The 25,139-nt window shown below is 69.0% G+C and carries 19 protein-coding genes and 2 pseudogenes; 8 read left to right on the top strand and 13 right to left on the bottom strand.

What is annotated here, in order from left to right:
* Positions 1 to 7 precede the first annotated feature (7 nt).
* From GA0116996_RS13135 to GA0116996_RS13110, 5 genes and pseudogenes are all read left to right on the top strand, one after another.
* On the top strand, positions 8 to 3,130 hold the full coding sequence (locus tag GA0116996_RS13135; protein WP_092311876.1) for an efflux RND transporter permease subunit: 3,123 nt from the start codon (positions 8 to 10) through the stop codon (positions 3,128 to 3,130).
* Positions 3,131 to 3,438: 308 nt separating this feature from the next.
* The gene (locus GA0116996_RS13130) at positions 3,439 to 4,047 is read left to right on the top strand and encodes a hypothetical protein (protein WP_092311873.1); all 609 of its coding nucleotides are present in this window, start codon (positions 3,439 to 3,441) and stop codon (positions 4,045 to 4,047) included.
* 106 nt (positions 4,048 to 4,153) lie between these two features.
* Positions 4,154 to 4,357, top strand: a complete 204-nt coding sequence (locus GA0116996_RS13125) for a CsbD family protein (RefSeq protein WP_092311871.1) — start codon at positions 4,154 to 4,156, stop codon at positions 4,355 to 4,357.
* Between the two features lie 981 nt (positions 4,358 to 5,338).
* A pseudogene (locus GA0116996_RS13115) lies at positions 5,339 to 5,503 on the top strand (GntR family transcriptional regulator); the annotation flags it as partial.
* A 68-nt stretch (positions 5,504 to 5,571) separates the two neighbouring features.
* Positions 5,572 to 7,116, top strand: coding sequence for an acetolactate synthase large subunit (locus GA0116996_RS13110; RefSeq protein WP_092311865.1), 1,545 nt, complete (start codon positions 5,572 to 5,574; stop codon positions 7,114 to 7,116).
* Between the two features lie 63 nt (positions 7,117 to 7,179).
* Here GA0116996_RS13110 and GA0116996_RS13105 read toward each other — a convergent pair whose 3' ends face one another.
* The 10 genes and pseudogenes from GA0116996_RS13105 to GA0116996_RS13060 all read right to left on the bottom strand — a co-directional run bounded on the left by GA0116996_RS13105 (position 7,180) and on the right by GA0116996_RS13060 (position 15,462).
* A complete protein-coding gene (locus GA0116996_RS13105; protein WP_092311862.1) occupies positions 7,180 to 7,590 on the bottom strand; it encodes a hypothetical protein in 411 nt (136 codons plus the stop codon).
* 145 nt (positions 7,591 to 7,735) lie between these two features.
* A pseudogene (locus GA0116996_RS28475) lies at positions 7,736 to 7,876 on the bottom strand (GntR family transcriptional regulator); the annotation flags it as partial.
* 90 nt (positions 7,877 to 7,966) lie between these two features.
* Positions 7,967 to 8,350, bottom strand: coding sequence for a response regulator transcription factor (locus GA0116996_RS13095; RefSeq protein ID WP_092311860.1), 384 nt, complete (start codon positions 8,348 to 8,350; stop codon positions 7,967 to 7,969).
* 67 nt (positions 8,351 to 8,417) lie between these two features.
* On the bottom strand, positions 8,418 to 9,524 hold the full coding sequence (locus tag GA0116996_RS13090) for a porin (RefSeq protein WP_092311857.1): 1,107 nt from the start codon (positions 9,522 to 9,524) through the stop codon (positions 8,418 to 8,420).
* Positions 9,511 to 9,789 carry a XapX domain-containing protein gene (locus GA0116996_RS13085; RefSeq protein WP_092311854.1) on the bottom strand — a complete coding sequence of 93 codons (279 nt, stop codon included), beginning with the start codon at positions 9,787 to 9,789 and terminating at the stop codon, positions 9,511 to 9,513. The genes GA0116996_RS13090 and GA0116996_RS13085 overlap by 14 nt, the downstream gene beginning before the upstream one ends.
* Positions 9,790 to 9,814: 25 nt before the next feature.
* A complete protein-coding gene (locus tag GA0116996_RS13080) occupies positions 9,815 to 11,446 on the bottom strand; it encodes an MFS transporter (RefSeq protein ID WP_092311851.1) in 1,632 nt (543 codons plus the stop codon).
* 5 nt (positions 11,447 to 11,451) lie between these two features.
* Positions 11,452 to 11,916 (bottom strand): DoxX family protein, encoded by a 465-nt coding sequence (locus GA0116996_RS13075; protein ID WP_092311849.1) that lies wholly within the window; start codon positions 11,914 to 11,916, stop codon positions 11,452 to 11,454.
* A 42-nt stretch (positions 11,917 to 11,958) separates the two neighbouring features.
* Positions 11,959 to 13,821, bottom strand: a complete 1,863-nt coding sequence (locus GA0116996_RS13070) for an amidohydrolase (protein ID WP_208601247.1) — start codon at positions 13,819 to 13,821, stop codon at positions 11,959 to 11,961.
* Positions 13,822 to 13,901: 80 nt separating this feature from the next.
* Positions 13,902 to 14,723: an alpha/beta fold hydrolase gene (locus GA0116996_RS13065; RefSeq protein ID WP_092311843.1), complete on the bottom strand. Its 822-nt coding sequence runs from the start codon at positions 14,721 to 14,723 to the stop codon at positions 13,902 to 13,904.
* A 52-nt stretch (positions 14,724 to 14,775) separates the two neighbouring features.
* Positions 14,776 to 15,462, bottom strand: a complete 687-nt coding sequence (locus GA0116996_RS13060; protein ID WP_092311840.1) for a hydrolase — start codon at positions 15,460 to 15,462, stop codon at positions 14,776 to 14,778.
* A 361-nt stretch (positions 15,463 to 15,823) separates the two neighbouring features.
* Here GA0116996_RS13060 and GA0116996_RS13055 point away from each other — a divergent pair, with 361 nt between their 5' ends.
* The 3 genes from GA0116996_RS13055 to GA0116996_RS13045 all read left to right on the top strand — a co-directional run bounded on the left by GA0116996_RS13055 (position 15,824) and on the right by GA0116996_RS13045 (position 22,072).
* Positions 15,824 to 16,483 carry a response regulator transcription factor gene (locus GA0116996_RS13055; protein WP_092311837.1) on the top strand — a complete coding sequence of 220 codons (660 nt, stop codon included), beginning with the start codon at positions 15,824 to 15,826 and terminating at the stop codon, positions 16,481 to 16,483.
* 39 nt (positions 16,484 to 16,522) lie between these two features.
* A complete protein-coding gene (locus tag GA0116996_RS13050; RefSeq protein WP_092311834.1) occupies positions 16,523 to 21,679 on the top strand; it encodes a trifunctional serine/threonine-protein kinase/ATP-binding protein/sensor histidine kinase in 5,157 nt (1,718 codons plus the stop codon).
* 177 nt (positions 21,680 to 21,856) lie between these two features.
* A complete protein-coding gene (locus GA0116996_RS13045; RefSeq protein WP_092311831.1) occupies positions 21,857 to 22,072 on the top strand; it encodes a hypothetical protein in 216 nt (71 codons plus the stop codon).
* 278 nt (positions 22,073 to 22,350) lie between these two features.
* Here GA0116996_RS13045 and GA0116996_RS13040 read toward each other — a convergent pair whose 3' ends face one another.
* From GA0116996_RS13040 to dmpG, 3 genes are all read right to left on the bottom strand, one after another.
* Positions 22,351 to 23,037 (bottom strand): hypothetical protein, encoded by a 687-nt coding sequence (locus GA0116996_RS13040; protein ID WP_092312308.1) that lies wholly within the window; start codon positions 23,035 to 23,037, stop codon positions 22,351 to 22,353.
* Between the two features lie 11 nt (positions 23,038 to 23,048).
* Positions 23,049 to 24,035 (bottom strand): 5'/3'-nucleotidase SurE, encoded by a 987-nt coding sequence (surE, locus tag GA0116996_RS13035; protein WP_092311828.1) that lies wholly within the window; start codon positions 24,033 to 24,035, stop codon positions 23,049 to 23,051.
* Positions 24,036 to 24,108: 73 nt separating this feature from the next.
* Complete coding sequence (dmpG, locus tag GA0116996_RS13030) at positions 24,109 to 25,134, bottom strand: 4-hydroxy-2-oxovalerate aldolase (protein WP_092311825.1); 1,026 nt, start codon at positions 25,132 to 25,134, stop codon at positions 24,109 to 24,111.
* Between the last annotated feature and the right edge of the window lie 5 nt (positions 25,135 to 25,139).

The following is a 25,139-nucleotide window of genomic DNA, read 5'->3' as shown; positions in this document are numbered from 1 at the left end:
ATCGCCCATGATTTCGCGCATCGTCAGCTTTGCCCTGCACCAGAAGCTGTTCGTCTGGCTGGGCCTGATCCTCTTCGTCGGTGGAGGCATCGCCGCGTTCAAGAACCTGCCGATCGAAGCCTTCCCGGATGTGTCCGACATCCAGGTCAACGTCATCACGCTGTACCCGGGCCGCGCCGCCGAAGAAGTGGAGCGCCAGGTCACGATCCCGATCGAGACCGCGCTGGCGGGCACGCCCAACGCGGTACGGGTGTTCTCGCATACGCAGTTCGGCCTGTCGTTCATGATGGTGACCTTCAACGACCGCGCCACCGACGTGGCCGCGCGCCAGCAGATCCTGGAGCGGCTGCGCAGCGTCGACCTGCCCGACGGCGTGCATCCGGACCTGGCGCCGCTGTCCACCGCGATCGGCGAGATCTACCGCTTCCGCCTGACCGGCAAGGGCTATACGCCGCAGGAACTGCGCACGCTGCAGGACTGGGTGGTCGAGAAGAATTTGCGCCAGGTGCCGGGCGTGGCCGACCTGGTCACCATCGGCGGCACCATCAAGCAGTATGAGGTCAACCCCAACCTGGCGCGCATGCGCGACGCGCGGATCTCGCTGTCGCAGCTGTTCACCGCGCTGCAGCGGGCCAACTCGAATGCCGGCGGCGGCGCGGTGGCGCACGGGCGCCAGCAGTTCCTGCTGCGCTCGCTGGGCAGCTTCCGCACCTCGGCCGATATCGCCAACGTGGTGGTGGCCGAGAACAACGGCACCCCGATCCTGGTCAAGGACATCGCCGAGGTGCGCGTCGGCAGCGCGCCGCCGCAGGGCCTGATGGGCCAGGACGACGAGGACGACATCGTCTCGGGCATCGTGGTGATGCGCAAGGGCGAAAACCCGTCGCTGGTGCTGGACGCGCTGAAACAGAAGATTGCGCTGCTGGACGACCAGATCCTGCCCAAGGGCGTGAAGATCGTGCCGTACTACGACCGCTCCACGCTGATCGACAAGACCCTGCACACGGTGTTCGGCAACCTGGTCGAGGGTGCGCTGCTGGTGATGGCGGTGCTGTACCTGTTCCTGGCCAACGTGCGCGCCGCGGCGATCGTGGCGCTGATCATCCCGCTGGCGCTGCTGTCCACCTTCATCGGCCTGACCTGGGTGGGGATCCCGGCCAACCTGCTGTCGCTGGGGGCGATGGACTTCGGCATCATCGTCGACGGCGCGGTGATCGTGGTCGAGAACATCTTCAGGCGGCTGGGCGAGCTGAAAGCGCAGCAGATCCAGGACAGCCGGGCGCGCCTGCACGCGATCCTGCAGGCCACCACCGAGGTGGGCCGCCCGACCGTGTTCTCGATGGTCATCATCATCGCGGCGCACATCCCGATCTTTACGCTGCAGCGGCACGAGGGCAAGATCTTCGCGCCGATGGCCTACACGGTGACGGGCGCGCTGATCGGCTCGCTGATCCTGTCGCTGACGCTGGTGCCGCTGCTGTGCCACCTGCTGCTGAAGAAGAACATCGCGCACGACGACAACTTCCTGGTGCGCCACTGCAAGCGGCTCTACGCGCCGATGCTGGCCTGGGCGCTCGACCACAAGAAGCTGGTGGTGGGTGCGGCGCTGGGCCTGCTGGTGGTGACCGCGGGCGCCGGCAGGTTTCTCGGCAGCGAGTTCCTGCCGGAGCTGGACGAAGGCTCGATGTGGGTCAGCTTCGACCTGCCGGCATCGGTCTCGATCGACGAGGCGCGCGACCAGGCGCGGCTGCTGCGCAGCGTGATCCGCCGGACGGCGGAAGTCAACACCACCATCTCCAAGGTGGGCCGCCCCGACGACGGCACCGACCCCAAGCTGATCAACACCGTCGAGATCCTGGTCGACCTCAAGCCCGAGAAGCAATGGCGCGCCGGCCTCGACAAGCGCGCCATCATCGGCGAGATCGACCGCAACCTGCGCCGGCTGCCCGGCATCGAGCCCAATTTCTCGCAGCCGGTGCGCGACAACATCCTCGAGAGCATCTCGCAGATCAAGGGCCAGATCGTGATCAAGGTGCAGAGCGACAGCCTGGAGCAGAACAAGAAGGTGGCCGACCAGATCCTGGCCAACGTGCAGTCGGTCAAGGGCGTGATGCGCGCCTTTATCGACCGCGACGGCGAGCTGCCGCAGTACGTGCTGGAATTCGACCGCGCCCAGGCCGCGCGCTACGGCATCAACGTGGCCGACGTGCAGGAGCTGATGGAAACCGCGCTCGCGGGCAAGGCCGCCACCGAGCTGTGGGAGGGCGAGAAGCACTTCAGCGTGGCGGTGCGCCTGAAGCCGTCGGAACGGGCGCTGCCCAGCCTGCCCAATATCTTCATGCAGACCGCCGACGGCGCGCAGGTGCCGCTGTCGCAGCTGGTGACCTTCCGCGCCGCTTCCGGCGCGATGAACATCAGCCGCGAGAACGGCCAGCGCACCACCTCGATCGGCATCTTCATCCATGACCGCGACATGGGCAGCGTGGTCAAGGACATGCAGAAGCTGGTGGCGAAGAACGTCAGGGCCGACGACGTCAAGATCAGCTGGTCTGGCGAGTTCGAGAACCAGGAGCGCGCCATGGCGCGGCTGTCGATCGTGGTGCCGCTGTCGGTGCTGGTGATCTTCCTGCTGCTGTTCAATGCGTTCAAGTCGTTCAAGAGCGCCACGCTGATCATCTCCAACATCCCGTTCGCGCTGATCGGCGGCGTGTTCGCGCTGCTGCTGACCGGCATCCCGCTGTCGGTGTCGGCGGCGATCGGCTTTATCGCGCTGTTCGGCCAGGCCGTGCTCAACGGCGTGGTGATGGTGACCTACTTCAACCAGCTGCGCGAAGAGGGCATGCCGGTGCGCCAGGCCGTGCTGACCGGCTCGATGGACCGGCTGCGCACGGTGCTGATGACCGCGCTGCTGGCCATGCTGGGGCTGTTCCCGATGGCGATCTCGCGCGCCATCGGCTCGGAAACGCAGCGGCCGCTGGCCATCGTCATCATCGGCGGGCTTATCACCGCGACCGTGCTGACGCTGATCGTGCTGCCCACGCTCTATGAATGGATGGTGGGCCGGAACTGGCCGGACGAGGATGCCGCCGTGTCTGGCGACAACCGGATCACGCCTTCGATTTCAGGCTGATGACAGCGCCGCGCGGGCACACCCCCGCGCCGGCTGTCTGGCATCGCAGACATGGCGATGCCTGGCGCCGCCCGTTGACGGGCGGCGTTTTTCATGGCGAGGCGCAATCCACAAGCACTGCGCAACCCGATGCAGTCATGCATGTGCTGCGCACGGATCTATGTCGGAATAGTCTGACGTTCCTTTCGGAGCCCAACGCCTGCTGACCCTATCCACCCGGGCCTACTCTGTACATACGGCATGGCCAGCAGCATAGCCGCCGGCCTCTCATGCGTACCCTTACGCAATCACCCGGAAAGGAGCTCGACATGATGAAGAAATGGCTGACCGCAGCAGTGTGTTCGATGATGGTTGCCGCACCCGCAGGCTTCGCCCTGGCGCAGACGACGGCACCGGCAACGACGGCCGGAACGGCTGCAACCGGCGCAAGGGCCGACTATGACGCCGCAGTGAAGCAGGCCGACGCGGATTACAAGGCTGCCTCTGCCAAGTGCGATGGCATGAAGGACAACGCCAAGGACGTCTGCAAGGCCGAGGCCAAGCGCGACCGCGACGTGGCCAAGGCACAGGCCGAAGCGCGCCGCGACGGCACGCAAAAGTCGATGGCCAAGGCCGAGAAGACCAAGGCCGACCGCGACTATGACGTCGCCAAGGAAATGTGCGACGACAAGACCGGCAACGACAAGGACGTCTGCAAGAAGGACGCCAAGGCCGCGCATGAAAAAGCCCTGACCGCCGCCAAGGTAGACAAGGCCGCGGCGACCGGTTCGCGCAGCGACGTGGCCGAAGCCCGCGCCGATGCGAAGAAGGACACCATGGACGCCGCCTACAAGGCCGACAAGGAACGCTGCGACGCCATGTCCGGCGATTCCAAGGACAAGTGCCAGGCCGACGTGAAGGCCAAGTACGGCAAGTAAGCCGCTTCAGCACGGTCCGACCCGGTCAAGGGCGGGCCGTCCACCGCACCACTCGCAAGGGGACGCCGCAGGCGGCGCCCCCTTGCCTCAACGCTAGGAGCACGACATGAACTGGGATCAGATCGAAGGCAAGTGGGATCAAGCCAAGGGCAAGGTCAAGGAGAAGTGGGGCAAGCTGACCGACGACGATATTACGCAGATCAACGGCAAGCGCGACCAGCTCGCCGGCCGTATCCAGGAGCGCTATGGCTATACCAAGGAGCGCGCCGAGGAAGAAATGAAGGAGTGGGAACGGGATGTGCGGTGGTAAGTCGCTGCACAACGGTTTTTGCAGAGCGCCTTCGGGCGCTTTTTTTTGGGGGGTGTTATGGGGGGCTTCGTGCTTGGCGCGCGTGTCTGTTTCGCCGGCGTAGCCGGCGAGTCACTTTTTGGCCGAGCGCCAAAAAGTAACCAAAAAGCGCGTCGCCTAAGCGGCTGGCTAAGGCGGCGTTGGTGGTTCCAGCGGTGGTGACTTGCGGTCAGGCGGTTGGTGGTTCGAACCTGCTGACGCTACCTGGAGGTGCCTGGCGTTCGAGGTCGGATGGACGAACCCGACTTTAGGTCGGTGGCAGCCTGCTAACGGCGTTATTGGTGGGACGCCTTCGGCTGCGCTGCGCGCGCTCCCTATCTCAGGTCGTGGGCTCGGGCACGGAGTGCGTCGCTGCGCTCGCACGCGCTGTCCCGGCGCGTAACGCGCCCCTCGGAGTCCACGTGCGCGGAAGCGACGCGATCGTGCGCACGCACCGAAAGCGCCAAGCGAGCGCAGCGAAGCGTTCTGTGCCAGAGCCCTACGATACTGCCGGCGCGCAGCGCAGCCGTAGGCGTTCCTACGACAAAGCCGGCAGCAGGGGCCACTCCGCGCTCTGGGCTCGTTCAACCCACACTTCAACGCCCCTGCCACCGTGGTGCACCCCTGCGGCAGGCAGTCCAGCTATGTGAGGAAGCCCAGCCCCGTTCGAAACCCCCCACGCACACTACGATAAGACATGCCGCCCGCAGGGCAGTAAACGCGCTTTTTGGTTACTTTTTGGCGCTCGGCCAAAAAGTGACCCGCCCAGGAGGGCGGAGCCACACGGTTCAAAAGCCGACAGCATCGCATCAGCAGCGATGAAATCCGCGCACACGCACGTGCAACAGCCTCTCCCCAAGGTAAACCCTAGTGGCCTACCTATATAGACTTTTTATACTGTCCCGCACCCCGGCCCCGAGTGCCTAAATCTGCCCGCCGGGCAACCCTCGCATGCCGGATCCCCTCTCCAGCGGCGCGCCGGTGGCCGAGCTGCGCCGCTATGCCTGCGTGCCGTCGATCACGGCGACCGGCGCGGAGCGCATCGCCTATTTCGCCCGCATTGAATTCCCCACCGAGTTCGTCTGCCTCGATTTCGACCTGCTGGCCGCGCGCCCGCATCCGGCATGACTGACCGGCAAGCTATGCCCACCCTCAACCCTCCAACCACCGGACCCCAGATGGACAACGCACAACCGATGAACGGCGCCGAGAGCCTGGTCAAGACCCTGCTGGCCAACGGCGTGGACACCTGCTTTGCCAACCCCGGCACCAGCGAGATGCATTTCGTCGCGGCGCTGGACCGCATTCCCGGCATGCGCTGCGTGCTGGGGCTGTTCGAGGGCGTGGTCACCGGCGCCGCCGACGGCTATGCGCGCATGGCCGGCAAGCCCGCCGCCACGCTGCTGCATTGCGGGCCGGGGCTGGCCAACGGCCTGGCCAACCTGCACAACGCGCGCCGCGCGCAGACGCCGGTGGTCAACCTCATCGGCGACCAGGCCACCTACCACCGGCCGCTGGACGCGTCGCTCACCGCCGACACCGAAGGCTGGGCGCGGCCGGTCTCGGTATGGACGCGCACCGCCACGCGGGCGGCTTCGGTCGGGGCCGATGCGTCGGCGGCGGTGCAGTCCGCCTGTGCCGCGCCGGGCGGCGTCGCCAGCCTGATCCTGCCGTCCGACGTGTGCTGGGATGCGGGCGGTGTGGTCGCGGCGCCGCTGCCGGCGCTGCCGGTGCCCACGGTTTCGCCGGATGCCGTGCAGCAGGCCGCGCGCGTGCTGCGCTCGGGCCAGCCCACGCTGATCGTGCTGGCCGGCAGCGCGCTGCGCGAGGCGCCGCTGGCCGACGCGCACCGTATCGCCGCCGCCACCGGCGCGCGGCTGATCTCGCCTATGTCCAACGCGCGCGTGGCGCGCGGACGCGGCCGCCTGGCGGTGGACCGCGTACCGTATTCCGGCGATGCCGCGCGCGACAAGCTGGCCGGCATCCGCAACGTGATCCTGGTGGGTGCGCCGGCGCCGGTAACCTTCTTTGCGTACCCGGGCAAGTCGCCGCGCCCGTATCCGGAGGATGCCGCGGTGCACGTGCTGGCGCGCCCGGAAGAAGACCTTGCCGAAGCGCTGGCGCGGCTGGCTGATGAACTGGGCGCGGGCCACGCGCAGCTGCCCGCCGCCTCCGCCGCCGCGCCGGTGGAGCCCGCGCGCGGCGCGGTCACCTCCGAGGCGGTGGCGCGCACGCTGACCGCGCTGCTGCCCGAGCAGGCCATCGTGGTGGAAGAAAGCGTCAGCTTCGGCCGCGCCTTCTATCCCGGCACGGTTCACGCCGCGCCGCACGACTGGCTGCAGCTGACCGGTGGCGCCATCGGCGCGGGCCTGCCGCTGGCGCTCGGCGCGGCCGTGGCGGCGCCGGGCCGGCGCGTGGTGGCGCTGCAGGCCGACGGCTCGGCCATGTACACGCTGCAATCGCTGTGGACCATGGCGCGCGAGCAACTCGACGTCACCGTGGTGCTGCTGGCCAACCGCAAGTACGCCATCCTGCTGGGGGAACTGGCTGGCGTCGGCGCCAACCCCGGCAAGACCGCGCTCGACATGCTCGACATCGGCAACCCGGACCTGGACTGGGTCAAGCTGGCCAGCGGCATGGGCGTGGAAGGGGCGCAGGCCACCGACATGGAAGGCTTTGCCGACCTGTTCCGCATGGCCAACGCGCGCAAGGGGCCGTTCGTGATCGAACTGGTGATCTGAGCGCGGGCGCGGCGGGCAGGTGCGCCCGCCGCGCGTCCCGGCAAACAGGAAATTGCCGGCGTGTCAGTCCGTCAGATCCGGCCAGCCCGGCGCATCGTCGGCGCGGGGCAACTGCCGGACCATGTATTCATGCAAGCGCGACAGTTCCAGCGCGATGCCATCCGGGAACCCCTGCCGTCCGCCGCGCTTGTCGATCAGTAACTCGACCAGGAACGCATGCAGCGCGGCCGGATTGGCGGACAGCGCCGCCAGCTGGTTGCCGATGCGCGGGTAACGCCGGCACAGCACCAGCGGACGCGCCTCCGCCGGCAGCGACACCAGCCAGCGCATGGCCGCGTCCGACAGCACCGCATCTTGCGGCGACGGCGCGCGCCGCAGCTCCTTCCAGTCCGGCGCTGCCTGCACCGGCGGCTCGCCGTCCAGGATCTTCCTGGCTTGCTCGACGGTGACGAATTCAAAAGAGAGGGGTTCCATGCCGGCTCCTGGAGTCAGACCGGCGCGCACCGCCGCGCCGTTACGTGCATTCTAGCGGTGCCCGCGACCGCGCTGGCAGCTGGCCCGGGGTCGACGCGCAGGGGCGCCAGGCCCGACCCCATCAACGCCTGGCAAACGCGCCTCGCTAAAGCACGATCGGAACCTCCACGCGCACCGGCGCGACATATTCCGTCATGCGCCTGCGCGACAGGTCCATATGGGACCGGACGATCTCCGCCGCGGCCTCGGCATCGTGGCGCGCGATCGCATCGATGATCTCGTCGTGGTGTGCTCAGGCTCGGAATCCGGCATTTCTTCTGAGGGTGACGATGGCGTGATCGGGTCTTTCCCGGCAAGCTATGGAACCGCGGCCCGCCTACCGCGTGTTGCCCGGCAGCCCCAGTGCCCGTTCGATGCACCGGACGATCTCGGTATCCTCGAACGGCTTGCCGATAAAGCACGCGCCCCCCGCCGCCTGCGCGCGCGCTTCATATCCCTGCTTGTCGAAGGCCGTCATGAAGATCACCGGCATGCGCAGGCCGCGCGCGCGCAGCGCGGCGCTGAGCGCAAAGCCATCCATGCCCGGCATCTTCACGTCCGCGATCACGCAGGCAATGCGGTCGAGCGACGGCGATTCCAGCAGCTCCGCCGCGCCCGGGTAGAGCTCCACGGCCAGGTCGAAGGCGCGCAGCAGCCGTCCCATGGCGCGCCGCACGGCAGCGTCGTCGTCGACGATGGCAATCACGGGCGTGGCATTCACGCGAACTCCTTGAACAGGCGTGCGCGGTGGCAGGGGTCACGCACGCCCCCTTGCTGCGTTGGCGGCACTAGAAGGTGTGCCGCAACCCCAGCGCAAACGTCTGCGGATCGGCGCCGGCGTGGATGCCGAGGTCGTTGATGGCGAAGTCGTAGACCGCGTTGGCCGCATTGTCGATGCGGCTGTAGTAGGCATACAGCGCGGTGCGCCGCGACAGCGGATAGTCGTAGCCGACCGTGAACTGCGTGGCGTGGGTCTGCGCGCCGCTTCGGAAGAAGCCGATGGTGTCCGTCGACGATCCGGTGCCGTTGGCCGCGTAGGCCACGCCGACGCGCACGCTGCCGGCCCCTACCTGCTGCACCAGCGAGACATAGTAGGCGTTGCGCTGCAGGTCGCCGGTATCGGTGCGGTAGTGCAGGTGTTCGACCACCCCGGCAAGACGGGTGCCGGGCAGCAGCTGCCACGCCAGGCCGGCCTTGAGCGCGTCGTCGTTGCGGCCGGCGGCCTGGTAGTGCTGGTGGCGCTCCCAGGCCAGCGTCGCGTTGAGCGGGCCGCGCTCATAGACCGCCGCCACCGAGTACAGCGCGGGATTGCGCGCGACGGTGGCCTTCTCCTCGGGCAGGCCCCAGCCCAGCCACAGGCTGACGCCGGCCCAGCGCGGCGAGCGGTACTGCACGATGTTCTTCTGGCGCCGGTCGAACGCGCTGGTGTTCTCGACATTGTCAGTGCTCGAGGCCGAGCCGTTGCCCATCAGCGCCATATAGCCGGCGGTGGTCGGGTAGTACGGGTCGTAGCCCATGGTGGCCTCGGTGTAGGGCGTGTGCCAGTGACCCAGGAACAGCAGGCCATGGCCGCCCTGCAGGCCGATGCGCGAATTGCGGCTGGCGATCTGGCCCTGGCCGGAATCCAGCGACAGCGCGCTTTCGACCTGCCACACGGCCTTGAGCGCGCCGCCCAGGTCTTCTTCGCCGCGCAGGCCGAATACCGAGCGGTTGTTGTTCAGGCGCACCACACTGCCGGACCCGGTGCCGTCGGTCGCGGTGCTGGCGTGACTGTACTCGATCGACGTGTTCAGGCGGCCGTAGACGGTGACGCTGCCCGTCGCCAGCGCAGGCGCCCACAGCATTGCGCAGCACACACCCAGCAGCGCGCGGACGGCCGGGCTAGTGCGTGGCATCGTCGGCGGGCGTCTTGCTGGCGGCGTTCAACGTCGGGCCGGGGGTACCGGTGATCTTGGGCATGCACTCGGCGTGGAACCACGCGGCGGTCACCGGTTCGCCGGCCAGCATGCGCTTGATCGGCGGTACCACCTGTTCGCCGATCAGCATGCCGAGCAGGCCGACCAGCGCCACCACCGGCGGGGCAGGTGAACGGACCTGCATCAGCGCGTAGATGACGCCGACAAGGATGCCGGCGGCCAGGGAGACAAGGTAGAGCTTCATGGGGATTCCCAGTGAGGTTGGCAGGTCAGTGCGGCGCTGTCGGCGCTTCCGGCATCCCGACGCCGAGCAGGTGCCGCACGCGCGGCGGCGTTTCGCGGGCGTGGAAGCGCGTGATTTCGCGCTGCAGGTCGGCATCGGCGTGCGGCACGCGCCGGTGCTGGCGCAGGTGCTCGGCCCAGGACTCGACCAGGAACCACTCGGTCAGCAGTTCCGGATCGGCGGGGTCTTCCATCACGCCCCAGTTGAAGGCGCCGTCGCGCAGCCGTTCTTCCGAGAGCTGGTGCACCGCGCGCAGGAAGGCATCGCGGTCGTCGGCACGGACGCAATACTCGATCAGCACCATCACCGGTCCGCGGTCATGCGCGATCTCGTCGGCGCCTTCGGGCTCAGGCCAGTGCCGGGCGGGGCCAAGGTCTTCCTCGCCGCGCGGCAGCCGCAGCCGGTGCAGCAGCAGCGCCGCCGCCAGCAAGCCGCCGGCGGCGACCAGCAGCCCGCCGGAGATGCCCAGCGCCTGCGCCACGAAGCCCCACACCAGGCTGCCGGCAGCCATCGCGCCGTTGAACACCATCTGGTAGACCGCCAGCGCGCGCCCGCGCACCCAGTTGGGCAGGATCGCCTGCGCCACGCCGCCCAGCGTGGTCAGCGCGGTGATCCACGCGGCGCCGAGAAAAAGCAGCAGCGGCAGCGCCAGCCACACCGGCGGCGCGATGCACAGCGCCGCCATCACCACCGCGGTGACGATGGCCGACAGCAGCACCATGCCGTCGGCATCGAGGCGCCGCTGCAGCCGCGGCATCACCAGCGCGCCGAGGATGGCGCCGAGGCCGACCGCGCCCAGCAGCACGCCATAGAGGCTGGCGCCACCGTGCAGCAGCTGCTTCGCCACCAGCGGCAACAAGGCCCAGATGCTGCTGCCGAAGGCGAAATGCACCGCCGCGCGCGCCAGCACCACATGCAGCTTGCTATGCGCGCGGGTAAAGCGCAGCCCCGCGCGGAACGCGCCCAGGAAATGCTCGCGCAGCGGATCGGCGGGGCGCTGCGGGCGTTTCCACCACAGCAGCGCGGCGATCACGAAGACATAGCTGACCAGGTCCACGCCATAGGTCGTGGCGGCGCCGAACGCCGCCAGCAGCAGGCCGCCGGCGGCAGGGCCGATCGCGCGCGCGATGTTGACGCCGAGCGCATTGAGCGCGACCGCGCGCTTCAGCTCTTGCTGCGGCACCAGTTCCGGCACGATCGATTGCCAGGTGGGCCCCATCATCGCCGCGCCGATGCCGCCGAGGAAGGCCATGCCGATCAGGATCTCGATCGTCAGCGCCTGGCGCCAGGCCAGCACCATCAGCGTGCCGCTGACCATGGCCAGGCCCACCTGCACCGCGATCAGGAAGCGCCGGCGATCGAGGATGTCGGACAGCACGCCGGCCGGAATCGCCAGCAGGAACACCGGCAGCGTGGCCGCGGCCTGGATCGTGGCGACCGCGGCGGGGGAGGTGGACAGGTCGGTGGCCAGCCACGCGCTGGCCACGTCGCGCATGAAGCTGCCGATATTGCCGAGGATGGTCGCGGCCCACAGCACCGCGAAGGTGGCCTGCGCCAGCGGCGCGAAGGTGCCGCCGTTGGCGGGCGAGGGCGCGGGGCGCACTGCTTGTTCGGCCATGCGGGTCACCGTTTGGTTTGCGCAGCTTGCGTGCGCCGTGCGCGTTCGCGCAGGTCATGCCAGGCCACCAGCAGGAAGCCGCCCACCAGTCCCAGGTGTTCGAAGAAGGCATTGGCCATCATGAACCTGGCCTCGGGCGGCGCCTGCCAGAAGCGGTTGGCGACGAAGGTCGCGGCCAGCGTGAACGCCGCCAGCGCCAGGGCTCCCAGCCAGCGGCGCCAGCCGAGCAGGATCATGGCGCAGGCGCCCAGCTCCAGCACGATGGTGGCAAGCGCCATCGGCACCGCCGGCGACAGGCCGAAGTGCTGCATCTCCGCGACCGCGCCGCCAAAGTCCGTCAGCTTGACCAGGCCGCCCTGCAGGTAGGCCGCGCACAGCAGCAACAGCGCCAGCCAGTGCAGCCAGCGCGGCAACCGGTGGGGGGAATCGCCGCAGGCAGCCGGCGTCAGCGTGGTAGTCGGGTCGGGCATGGCCGGTCTTCCTGTCGGGGTGTGGGCAAGTGAGGTCCGGGATCAGAACGCCCAGCACGAGCAGCCGAGCGCGCCCCAGAACGTGCTTTCGTCCGAGGTTGGCACACTGGAGGTCCAGGCCCTGGCATGCGCGTGCCCGTGCACGCCGCAACTGCTGGCGCAGCCACACGCGGTGTTCATCGCCAGTGTGCGTGCCTGCGGCCGCGGCTGGTAGCCGCCCACATGGCGCACCGGCGACCAGTCCGGCATCGGCGGCGGCAGCTGCGGCGACAGCTTGCTGAAGTCGCCGTCGCCATAGACCACCTTGCCGCCGAGCAGGGTCAGCACCGAGGCGATGTCCTGGATTTCGTCGCCCGGCACGCTGAAGTAATCCGCCGACAGCACCGCCAGGTCGGCGAGCTGGCCCACCTTGATCTGGCCCTTCTTGCCCACTTCGGACGAGAACCAGGTATTGGCCTCGGTCCACAGCCGCAGCGCGGTCTCGCGGTCGAGCAGGTTGGCCTGCGGGTACATCGACATGCCGCCCACGGTCTTGCCGGTGGTCAGCCAGTACAGCGACACCCACGGGTTGTACGAGGCCACGCGCGTGGCATCGGTGCCGGCGCCGACCTTGACGCCTTTCTCCAGCATCTTCTTCACCGGCGGCGTCGCTTCGGCCGCGCGCGCGCCGTAGCGCTCGACGAAGTACTCGCCCTGGTACGCCATGCGGTGCTGCACGGCAATGCCGCCACCCAGCGCGGCAATGCGGTCGATATTGCGGTCGGAGATGGTCTCGGCGTGGTCGAAGAACCAGTTCAGGCCATCGAACGGGATCTCCTTGGCGACCTTCTCGTAGACGTCGAGCGCGCGCGAGATGGTCTGGTCATAGGTGGCATGCAGCCGCCACGGCCAGCGCTTTTCCGCCAGCAGGCGGATCACCGGCTCCAGGTCGGCCTCCATCGACGGCGCCATGTCGGGTCGCTCGACGCGGAAGTCCTCGAAGTCGGCGGCGGTGTAGACCAGCATCTCGCCGGCGCCATTGTGGCGATAGAGGTCGTCGCCCTGGCCGGGCCGGACCTTGGAGGTCCAGGTCTTGAAGTCGTTGAGCTCTTCCTTGGGCTTCTGCGTGAACAGGTTGTAGGCGAGCCGCACCGTCAACTGGCCTTCCTTGTGCAGTTCCTCGATGATGCTGTAGTCCTCGGGGTAGTTCTGGTACCCGCCACCCGCATCGATCACCCCGGTGACGCCAAGCCGGTTCACCTCGCGCATGAAATGGCGGGTCGAGTTCTTCTGGTATTCCGGCGGCAGCTTCGGGCCCTTTGCCAGCGTCGCGTACAGGATGGTCGCATTGGGCTTGGCCAGCAGCAGGCCGGTGGGGTTGCCGCGCGCATCGCGCACGATCTCGCCGCCCGGCGGGTTGGGCGTGTCCCTGGTGTAGCCCACGGCGCGCAGCGCGGCGCCGTTCAGGATGGCGCGGTCGTACAGGTGCAGGATGAACACCGGCGTATCGGGCGCCACGGCGTTCAGTTCCTCGACGGTGGGCAGGCGCTTTTCGGCGAACTGGTGCTCGGTGAAGCCGCCCACCACGCGCACCCATTGCGGCGCGGGGGTCCGCGCGACCTGGTCCTTCAGCATCCGCATCGCGTCGGCCAGCGAACGCACGCCGTCCCAGCGCAGCTCCATGTTGTAGTTCAGGCCGCCGCGGATGATGTGCATGTGGCTGTCGATCAGCCCGGGAATGGCCCGCCGGCCATTCAGGTCGATGACCTTCGTCTGCGCCCCGGCCAGCTTCATGATGTCCTGGCGCGTGCCGACGCCGACAAAGCGCCCGTCGCGCACGGCCACGGCATCGGCCTGCGGGTTGGACTTGTCGAGCGTGGCGAACTTGCCGTTGACGAGGATGAGGTCGGGGGTGCCTGGTGACATGGCGAAGATCTCCGAGGAGGCGGCCGCGCCGAGCGCGGCGGCGGAGGCGATGAATTGCCGGCGGGTAACTGACATAAGGCTCAGGCGTTCAGGAAGGCCAGCAGGTCGGCATTGACCTGGTCGGCGTTGATCACGCACATGCCGTGCGAAGCACCGGGGTAGATCTTCAGCGTGGCGTCCTTCACGATTTCGGCCGACAGGCGCGCCGAGTTGCCGATCGGCACGATCTGGTCGTCGTCGCCATGCAGGATCAGCGTCGGCACGTCGATCTTCTTCAGGTCCTCGGTGTAGTCCACCTCCGAGAATTCCCGGATGCAGGCGTACTGGCCGACGATGCCGCCGGCCATGCCTTGGGCCCAGAATGCGTCGATGGTGCCCTGCGAGACCCTGGCGCCGTCGCGGTTGAAGCCGAAGAACGGCACCGCCAGGTCCCGGTAGAACTGCGAGCGGTTGTCGGCGACGCCCTTGCGGATGCCGTCGAACACCGCCATCGGCAGGCCGTGGGGGTAGGCCGTGGACTTCAGCATCTGCGGCGGCACCGCGCCGATCAGCACCGCCCTGGCCACGCGCCTGGTGCCATGGCGGCCGATGTAGTGCGCCACCTCGCCGCCGCCGGTGGAGTGGCCCACCAGCGTCGCATCCTGCAGGTCCAGCGCGTCCAGCAGCGCCGCCAGGTCGTCGGCATAGGTGTCCATGTCGTTGCCCTGCGCGGGCTGGTCCGAGCGGCCATGGCCGCGGCGGTCATGGGCGATCACGCGGAAGCCCTGCTGCACCAGGAACAGCATCTGCGCATCCCAGGCGTCGGCATTGAGGGGCCAGCCGTGCGAGAACACGACCGGGCGGCCCGAGCCCCAGTCCTTGTAGAAGATCCGGGTACCGTCTTTGCTAGTAATAAAGCTCATGGTTCACCTTTGCGATGGAGGAGGACGACAGGCGGCGGCGAGATCGCCAGGCTTAGCGGGCCGGTACCGGCGCGACCGACTCGTGCGGCGTGGCGGTGCGTTGCGGGGCCTTGTGGACCATGGTGTAGGCATAGTCGACGCCCATGCCGTAGGCGCCCGAATGCTCCTTGACCAGTTTCATCACGGCGTCATAAGTATCGCGGTGGGCCCAGTCGCGCTGCCATTCCAGCAGCACCTGCTGCCAGGTCACCGGCACGGCGCCCGCCTGCACCATGCGCTGCATGGCGTAGTCGTGCGCTTCCTTGCTGGTGCCGCCCGACGCATCGGCCACCATGTAGATCTCGTAGTTGCCCTCCAGCATCGCGCACAGCGCGAAGGTGGTATTGCAGACCTCGGTCCACAGGCCGGCGACGATCACCTTGTTGCGGCCGTTGGCCTTGAGCGCGTCGCGCACCTTCTGGTCGTCCCACGAGTTCATCGAGGTGCGCTCCAGGGTCTTCTGGTCCGGGAACACGTCGAGCAGCTCCGGATAGGTGAAGCCCGAGAACGACTCGCTCTCGACGGTGGTGATGGTCGTCGGGATATTGAAGATCCTGGCCGCCTTGGCCAGGCCGACCACGTTGTTCTTCATGGCCTGCCGGTCCATCGACTGCACGCCGAAGGCCATCTGCGGCTGATGGTCGATGATGATCAGCTGGCTGTTCTGCGGGGTAAGGACTTCGAGCTTCGGGTTGGACATGGTGTCGTTCCTTGGGAACAGGGTTGAGCCCGGGTGCGGTCCTTGCTTCAACGCAAGGCCGTAACGCGGGAGGGGGGCGGAGCAAGGCGGCGCGGTCGCGTGGCCGCAGCGCTGCCGGAGGGAAGACTAGTCGGTGCCGGCGCCAACGCAAATCGTATGTTCGTATTACCCGGCGGCGGCGCCGATGCCCAGGGATGGTGCACCGTGCGCGGCGTACACGCCGTCGTCGCACACGTCCGCGACTAACACCATGGTATGTGTGCCCGGCGCATCACTGCCGTGACCCCGTGCCGGTTCTTGCGATGACATGCCCGCTGGTTATAATCCGCAACACCTTTCCGAGCGCACTGGAGATCTGACCGTGACATCACCGAGCCTGGAGCCAGCCGACACCAGTGCGAACGATGACGCGACGGTGCTGGTGGTCGACGACGATGCCGCGCTGCGCCGGGCGCTGGGCAACCTGTTCCGCTCGGTCGGCCTGAACGTGGCGTTGTTCGCCTCGGCCGCCGAGCTGCTGGCAACGCCCTTGCCCGATACGCCATGCTGCCTGCTGCTCGATGTCAGGCTGCGCGGGCAGAGCGGACTCGACCTGCAGGCGCGGCTGGGCCAGCTGGGCGTGCACATCCCCATCATCTTCATGACCGGCTACGGCGATATCGCCATGACGGTCGCGGCCATGAAGGCCGGCGCCGAAGACTTCATGCCCAAGCCGTTCCGCGACCAGGACCTGCTCGACGCGGTCGCCGCCGCGCTGGAGAAAGACCGGCTGCGGCGCGGGGGGCTGCGCCAGCTCGAGTCGTTGCGCGCTTGCTACCAGTCGCTCACGCCGCGCGAAGGCGAGGTCATGGGCCTGGCGGTGGCGGGCCTGCTCAACAAGCAAATCGCCGCTCAGATCGGCATCAGCGAGGTGACGGTGAAGATCCACCGCGGCCAGGCCATGCGCAAGATGAAGGCGCGCACCTTTGCCGAGCTGGTGCTGATGGCGCAGCAGCTCGGCCTGTGCAAGGTCGGCGGCTGAGTTCGCCGCGGCGCCGAGCCTCCCCTCATTCCCGCCCCCATGACGCCTGGCATTCCCGCGCAGCGAAGCCCCGCACCGGCCTTTGACGACGCCTGGCTGGCGCGGGCCGCGCAGACCGTGCTGCACGTGTCGGACGGCATCGATTCCCTGCAACTGTCCGACCCCGACACCGGGCTGCGCTGCTTCGCCAGGAGCGCGCCGCTGGCCGACAGCGGGGCATTGCAGGACGAGGCCCGGCTGGCCGGGCGCCTGCAGGCGGACTGGGCCGCGGTGCCGGTGGCCACGCTGCGCAGCGCAGAACGCATGGTGGTGGTGTATGGCGGCGCTTTCGCATCGACCCTCGCCGCGACGCTTGGCGATACCCGACTCGACGTCGCCCGCTTCCTGGAACTGGCCATCGGCAGCGCGCGCGCGCTGGCGGCCGCGCATGCGCACGGCCTGCTGCATGGCGATATCCGGCCACACAACCTGCTCGTCGATGCCAGCTCCGACGACAGCGCCGGGGTGCGCCTGACCGGCTTCGACCATGCCACCGCGCTGGACGCGATGCCGCCCGTGGTGCCGCGCCCCGGCCCCGCATCGTGGCCATACCAGTCGCCCGAAGTCGCCCGCGCCGACCAGGCGCGCACCAGCGCCCGCTCGGACCTGTATTCGCTCGGCGTGACTTTCTACCAGATGCTGACCGGCACGCTGCCGTTCACCGGCGATTCGCCGGCGGCGTGGCAGCACGCCCATCTCGCCGTCGAACCCGTGCCGCCGCACGCGCGCGCACCCGGCATCGCGCCGTTGCTGGGGGCGATCGTGCTCCGGCTGCTGGCCAAGGACCCGGTCGGCCGCTATGCCGGCGCCATGTCGCTGCTCGCCGACCTGCTGCGCTGCCAGGCGGACTGGCGCGAACGCGGCGAGATCGCCCCGTTCACGCTCGATGCCGCAGGCCCGAGCTCCACGCTGAACGTGTCCGGCGAACTCTTTGGCCGCGCCCGCGAAACCGCGCAGCTCGCCGATGCGCTGGCGCGCGTGCGCCACAGCGGCCAGTCCGAGCTGGTGCTGATCGCCGGCGCCGCCGGCACCGGCAAGTCGGCGCTGGCGGCGTGGCTGTCGTGCCAGGCGGGGCAGCACGGCATGCGCTTTGCCAGCGGCAAGAGCGACCAGTTGCAGCTCGACATTCCGTACGCGCCGGTCGCACAGATGATCCGTGCGCTGACGCTGCCGCTGCTGGGCGAGCCGGAAGCCGCGCTGGCGCCGGTGCGCGAGCGCTGGCTGCGCGCGCTCGCGGGGCAGGGCCGGGCCATTGCCGTGCTGGTGCCCGAGGCCGCGCACGTGCTGGGACGCACCGCGCCGCTGGCCGAGGTACCGGCCCAGCAGGCGCAGGCGCGCGCGCAGCAGGCCATCCTTGCCACCTTCGCCACCTTTGCCGACCAGGGCGCGCCGCTGGTGCTGTGCTTCGATGACCTGCAATGGGCCGATGCGTCGACCATTGCGCTGCTCGAAGCCTTCACCACGCAGCGCCCGGGCAACCTGCTGCTGATCGCCGCCTATCGCGACCACGGCAACGATGTCGAGCAGCGCTTCTCGTGGCTGCTGCACGCCAGCCGTGCCGGCGCGCTGCCGGTCACGCGCGTCGCCGTGCGGCCCCTGGCCGTGTGGGAACTGACCGAACTGGTGGCGGCCGCCCTCAACGAGCCGGCGCCGCGCGTGGAGGCGCTGGCGCAGCTGGTGCATGCGAAGACCGGCGGCAATCCGTTCTTCTCGTACCAGCTGTTGCGCGCGCTGGTCGACGACGGCGTGCTGGCCTACCGCGACGAGCGCGCCGGCTGGCACTGGGACGAGGCCGATGCCGCGCAGCATCGCTACACCGACAGCGTGACCGACCTGATCACCCGCCGCTTCGCGCGGCTGCCGGAAGCGGGTACGGAGTTGCTCACGCAGTTGGCGTGCGTGGGCATACGCTGCGAGCAAAGCCTGCTTGCATGCGTGGCACAACTCGGCGCAGCGCAGCTCGGCGAGCGGCTGCGCCCCTTCGTCGATGCCGGCCTGCTGGTACAGACCGCGGACAGCTACGCGTTCCAGCACGACCGCGTGCTGGAAGCCGCGTACGCCATGATCGCGCCGCGCGAGCGCCCGGCCGCGCATGCGCGCATCGCGGGCATCATGATCGAGCACTGGCAGGGCGAGCTGGCCGCGCATGCCTTCGAAATCGGCAACCAGATCGAGCGCGCCGCCGGCCAGCCGCTGCCGGAGCCGCAACGCGTGGCGTTCGTGCAGGTGCTGCTGGTCGCGGCCAGGCGCGCCAGGCGCAGCGCGGCGATGGCGCAGGCGACGCGCTACACCGACGCGGCGTTCGCGCTGATGCAGCCGTCATGGTGGACGACGCACTGCGCGCTGGCCTACGCCGCCAGCGTGCTGCACTGCGAATGCCTGCTGGCGCAGGCGCGGCTGGAGCCGGCCTCGGAGGAGATCGACGCGCTGCTCGCGCGCGACCTGCCGCCGGTGGACAAGGCCGCCGTGCATCGGCTCAAGGCCAGCCTGCAGACCGTGCGTTCCGATTACGAGGGCGCGATCAACGCCGCGCTGTCGGGACTGGCGCTGCTCGATATCCACCTGGAGCGCGGGCCCAGCCCGGCGCGCATGCGCGCGGCCTGTGACGCGGTGAAGCAGGCGCTGGGCGGACGCGCCATCGACAGCCTGGGCCGGTTGCCGGCGACCGAAGACATACGCATCCAGACCATCATGGGGCTGCTGTCGACGCTGATCTCGTCGCTGTTCGTGCGCGACGGCATCAGCTTCCTGCACGTGGCCAAGATGGTGGAGCTGACGCTGGAACACGGCGCCACCGCGGAATCGCCATACGGGCTGTCGTGGTTCGGCGTGTTTATCGCCAGCCTGTACGAGGAATACGAGGACGGCCTGGCCTACGGGCTGGCGGCGATGGACCTGGCCGACCGCCATGGCTACGAAGCCGAGCGCATCGCCACGCTGGTGGCGGTCGACCAGGTCAGCGCCTGGACCCGGCCGCTGTCCTACGCGCTGGCGCATGCGCAGCGCGCGGTCACGCTGGGCCGGGCCTCCGGCGATATCGGCATGGCGTGCTATGCCTGCAACCATATCGCGTCCGACCTGCTCGCCATGGGCGAGCACCTGCGCCTGGTGGAGGAAGAGATCGGGCGCGGGCTGGCGCTGACGCGGCTGGTGCAGTACCGGGATATCGAGCTGATCCTGTATTCGCAGCACCATTTCCTGCACCGGCTGCGCAGCGGCGACGAAGCGCCGCCGCAAGGCGAGGCCGTGCACCAGATGAGCGCGGCGCAGCGGCTGGAACGCGCCAACTCGCTGCCGACCCGGTTCTGGATCTGGCTCTACGACGGCATGGCGGCGGTGTTCCGGCAGGAATGGGAGCACGCCGTGCGCAGCCTGCGCGAGGCCGAGACACTGATCTGGTCGGCGCCGGCCCATATCAACGTCGCGGACTGCCGGCTGTATCTGGCCATTGCGCTGGCCCACGCGACTACCGGCGCGGCCTCGGACGACGCGATGGCCGCGCATCGCGACTGCTTTGCGCGCTGGGCGGCACTGAACCCGCTGACCTTCCGCGGCAAGCTGGCGCTGGTCGATGCGGAGCTGGCGCGCTTGCGCGGCGATCCGCTCCAGGCGCTCGCCGGCTACGAGCAGGCGGCGGCGGCCGCCGCCGCGGCCGGGTTCGTTCATGAGGCGGCGCTCGCGCACGAGCTGGCCGGCATGCTGTGCGAGGCGCGCGGCCTGCCGACCGCGGCCGCGCAGCACTGGCGCCTGGCCCGTGCCGGCTACCGGCGCTGGGGCGCCGACCACAAGGCAATGCTGCTGGAGGCGCGCCATCCGCACCTCGAAGCCGCGGGGCACGACCACGGCGGCGCCGACGGCAAGCTCAGCGCGCAGCGCTGGGAACTGGGCATGAAGGCGGCCCGGGCGATGTCCAGCGAGATCGTGATGGACCGGCTGATCGAAACGCTGATGACCCATGTGGTGGTCCATGCCGGCGCGCAGTACGGCTTGCTGCTGCTGATGCGCGGCGGGCAGCCCATGATCGAGGCCTCGGCACGCGTGGCCGATGGCAAGGTGGCGGTGACGCTCGGCAGCGCGGTGCCGACCGAGCAGGCGCTGCCGCTGGCGGTGCTCAACAGCGTGCTGCGCACCCGGCAGACGCTGGCGCTGGACGACGCCATGGTCGACGCGCCGTCGATCGGCACCAGGGGTGCGATTGCCAGTGGCCTGCGCTCGGTGCTGTGCCTGCCGCTGTTGCGCGGCGGCAGCCTGGCCGGCGTGTTCTACCTGGAGAACAGCCTGGCGCCGGCAGTGTTCGACGCCATCCGGATCGCGGAGCTCGAGGTGCTGGCGCCGCAGGTGGCCATCTCGCTCGAGACCGCGCGCCTGTACGAACAACTGATCGACGAAAGCAACCGCCGCGTCGCCGCCGAAATGCGGTTGCGCAGCGCCAGCTCGGCACTGGCGCGCACCTCGCACCTGACCGTGATGGGCGGCCTGGCCGCATCGATCGCGCATGAAGTCAACCAGCCGCTCACCGCCATCGTCGCCACCGTCGACGCCAGCCTGCGCTGGCTGAACCGGCCCAGGCCGGAGGTGGCCGAGGCGCTCGACGGCTTCACCGACATCAAGCAGTACGCGCTGCGCGCCGCCGACATCATCCGTGCGCTGCGCGCGCTGGCCAGGCAGGCGCCGGCGGTGCTGGCGCCGCTGCATCCAGACGATGTCCTGCGCGAAGTGCTGGAAATGGCGCGCCTGGACATCGATGCGCACGACGTCAGGGTCGTCGCTCGCCTGGCGGCGGGATCCGCCGTGGTCGAAGCCGATCGCGTCCAGCTGCAGCAGGTGGTGCTGAACCTGATCACCAACGCGCTCGACGCCATGGCGCAGACCCCGCCCGCGCAGCGCGAGCTGATCGTGACCTCGTACCGCGAGCAGGACAACGTCGTCGTCAGCGTGCAGGACCACGGCGCGGGCATCCCCGACGACGTGCTGGGCCAGGTGTTCGAGCCGTTCTTCACCACCAAGGAAGACGGCATGGGCATGGGCCTCGCCATCTGCCGCTCCATCATCGAGGCGCATGGCGGCACGCTGGAGGTCCGCAACCGGCGCAGCGGCGGCAGCGAATTCATGTTCCGGCTGCCGGTGTGCGAGATGTTGCCGGCGGCGGGGTCTTGAAAGCGGCGCTGCGCGGCCCTGCCGGCGCGGCGCTTCCCAGCCGGTCTTCCCGTTCACTTCTGAAACATCCCTTTGCCCGATATGGCATCGAGACGCACCTGGCTACCATCGGTGTAAAGCGGCCACGGCCTTCGGGTACTTGCGTGGCGCGACGAAGCGCAACGGGGGGAGCATTCCATGAAGCGGAAGATCACCGAAGACGTGATGGCGATCCAGAGCCGTTATCGCGAGTGGGTTCTGGACGGCGGCAAGGATGCGGCACAGGGAGAAGCCTTGCTGCATGAACTGGAGGGCTGCCTCGCGGCGTGGTTCGAGGTCCCTGGCGAGCTGGCTGTGCTGCGGCAAGCCAGGGGAAGCGCGGGGCTTGAATTGACCGTGCTGCGTCCGGAGTGATGACGGCAGCTGCCGGGCAGGGGAGCTTCCACGAAGTGAAGGCTGTCGCTATTGCCACCGCCGGCCCTTTCCCCCGGCCCCTCGGCCGCAAGCGGGAGAGGGGAGAAAACCAGCAGCGGCACTAACGGCACCTCGGGCTTTCCAATTTCCGCTTGTGTACTCCCTCTCCCGCAAAGCGGGAGAGGGTTGGGGCGAGGGCGGGAATATCAACGAAGTGAAGGCCGTCGCAATTGCCATCGCCGGCCCTCTCCCCCCGGTCTCTCTCCCCATCCTCTGCCTCACCCGCAGTTCCCGTCCGCCACGCACAGCCCGTGCACCACCATCTCGCCCATGAAGTCCATCGCAGCCTGGTCGGCGATGGCTTCGCGCAGCGCGTCCAGCGCGGCATCGTGAGGATCGCCGGCATTGCCGGCTTGCAGCGGGGTGTCATGCCAGCGCCGCGGCACGGCAGCGGGGTCGATGTCGACCCCGGCACCGGCGGCCAGCGCGGCCAGCACGGCGGTTTCCGCTTCGGCCAGGGCTTCGGCTGACAGCCCTCTGGCGGTTGCCGCGCCGAAACCGTCGAAGGCCTGGGCCGGCGGGCCGCCTGTCAGCTGCCACAGCGCCAGTTCGGTCAGCGGCGTGCAGTTCACGGTGCGCCCGCCCAGCACCACGCCATGCAGCCGCTGCCGGTTCGGTTCGCCTTCTTCGCGCCCGCTTACGAGCCCGCTTACGAGCCCGCCTTCGCAGCGGACCATCAGCGCCCCATCCGGCACGCCGGACAGGCGGAATGTGCCGTCGGCATCGGCCGTTGCGTGGCGCACCTGCCCTTGCGTGTCGCGCACCTGCACGGTCGCGCCGGCCAGTGCCGCGCCGACGGCGGCGGTGCCGCTTACTTCCTGCGCCTGGTCATCCCCGCATGCCGCGACGGCCGCGACCCCGCATGCGAGCACAAGGTGGCGCCAGTGTCGAAGTTGCTTGCCCATGGTATCGGTGCTCACGGAGCCAGGTTGGCCAGCTCGCGGCGCGAGCGGTTGAACAGGCCGCGCGCCAGCGGCGTGGGGCGGAAGTCGACGTCGAGCGGCGAGATGGTGATGTACTTCGCCAGGAAGGCCGGCGTCTCGGCCGTCCGCGCAAGCGCGGCCAGTTCGGTCTCCGCCGGGCCGGCTTCGATCGATACCGTATTGTCGGCATTTCGCTTGTACGCCGTGGTGAAGGAATCGACGGTGCCGGGCACGGTCAGGCGTACGCCGGCCGGGGTTGCGCCGACGGGGTAGTTGATGCTGAGCGGATGGGCCACGGGCAGCAGCGGCTGGCCGGCCGCGCGGGTGGCTTCCAGGCTGGCCACCACGCGGGCCAGGAAGGCTCCGGCCTTGGGGAACGCGGCGATGGTGCTGGGAAAGCCTGAGCGTGTCTCGGCAAAGTCCACCCCCACGCTCAGCGCGATGCCCGGCACGCCGCGGCGCGCGGCGAACAGCACGTTCATCACGGTGCCCGAATGCGGGATGGAATCCGACAGGTTTTCGCCGAAGTTGGCGCCCGAGACCACCAGGTCCGGCGTGAAGCCGCTTTCCGGCGCGACGATCTTCAGGCCCATGGCGGTGGCGTCGACCGGCGAGCCGGTGCCGATGTAGTCCGGATTGGTGCTGTTGAGCGGGCTGCCCGCGACAAAGGCGGGCTTGACCCGGTGCACGCAGAAGGTATCGGCGCTGCCGGCGAGCGGGTCCACCACCAGCCGGGTGCGGCCGTCGGGCACGGCATAGGCCGCACCCGAGCCGCTCTGGTTGGTGGCGGGGCCGACCGTGATCACGCGGTGGCCGGCGTCCTGCAGGGCCTTGCGCACCGCGGTGATGCCGGGCGCGGCGCAGCCGTCGTCATTGGTCAGCAGGATATTGAGGGCGTGGGCGGGGCTGGATGCGACGGCCAGTGCCATGGCAGCAAAGGCGAAGCCGGCAAGCCGCGGGCGGGCACGAAGTCTGAACATGGGTACCTGTCTCCTCTTTCTTTGTGGGTGATGAAAGCAGTGCCCGGCGTGCCGGGCCGGATCGAAAGCGTGCTTACGCGACGGGCAGGCCGCGCGCGCGCGCCAGCGTGATCGCGGTGTCTTCGATCATGTCTTCCTGGCCGCCCACCAGCCGCTGCCGGCCGAGCTCCACCAGGATCTCGCGCGCGGGAATGCGGTACTTGGCCTCGGCGCGCTTGGCAAACAGCAGGAACGACGAATACACGCCGGCATAGCCCAGCGTGAGCGCGTCGCGGTCGATGCGGATGGGGTGGTCCATGATCGGCACCACCAGGTCCTCGGCCACGTCGGCAATGCGGAACACGTCGACGCCGGTCTCGATGCCCATGCGCTCGCACACGGCCACCAGCACTTCCATCGGCGTGTTGCCGGCGCCGGCGCCCAGCCCCGCCGCCGCGGCATCGATGCGGGTGGCGCCGCAGGCGATCGCGGCGAGCGAATTGGCCACGCCCATGGCCAGGTTGTGGTGGCCATGGAAGCCCAGCTCGGTCTCGGGGCGCAGCGTCTGCCGCACCGCGGTGAGCTTCTCGGTAACGTCGTGCGGCAGCATGTGGCCGGCGGAATCGGTGATGTACAGGCAGTTGGCGCCGTAGCTTTCCATCAGCAGCGCCTGCTGCACCAGCGTCTGCACCGGTGCCATGTGCGCCATCATCAGGAACCCGACGGTATCCATGCCGAGCTTGCGCGCCATGCCGATATGCTGCTCCGAGACGTCGGCCTCGGTGCAGTGCGTGGCCACGCGGATGGTCTGCACGCCGATCTCGTGCGCCATGCGCAGGTGGTCGACGGTGCCGATGCCGGGCAGCAGCAGCGCCGACACGTGCGCCTGCTTCAGCTCGCCCAGCACCGCGCGCAGGTATTCCTCGTCGCTGTGCGCGGGGAAACCGTAGTTGACCGAGGCGCCGCCCAGGCCATCGCCGTGGGTGACTTCGATCAGCGGCACACCGGCGGCATCGAGCCCGCGGGCGATGCCTTTCATCTGTTCCAGCGAGATCTGGTGGCGCTTCGGGTGCATGCCGTCGCGCAGGGTCATGTCGTGCAGGGTGATGCGTTGGGCCATGGCCG

Source organism: Cupriavidus alkaliphilus (genome assembly GCF_900094595.1).
In the GTDB taxonomy this organism is placed as follows: domain Bacteria; phylum Pseudomonadota; class Gammaproteobacteria; order Burkholderiales; family Burkholderiaceae; genus Cupriavidus; species Cupriavidus alkaliphilus.
The sequence above is the reverse complement of the archived record's forward strand: the minus strand, read 5'-3'. Positions and strand labels throughout refer to the sequence as shown.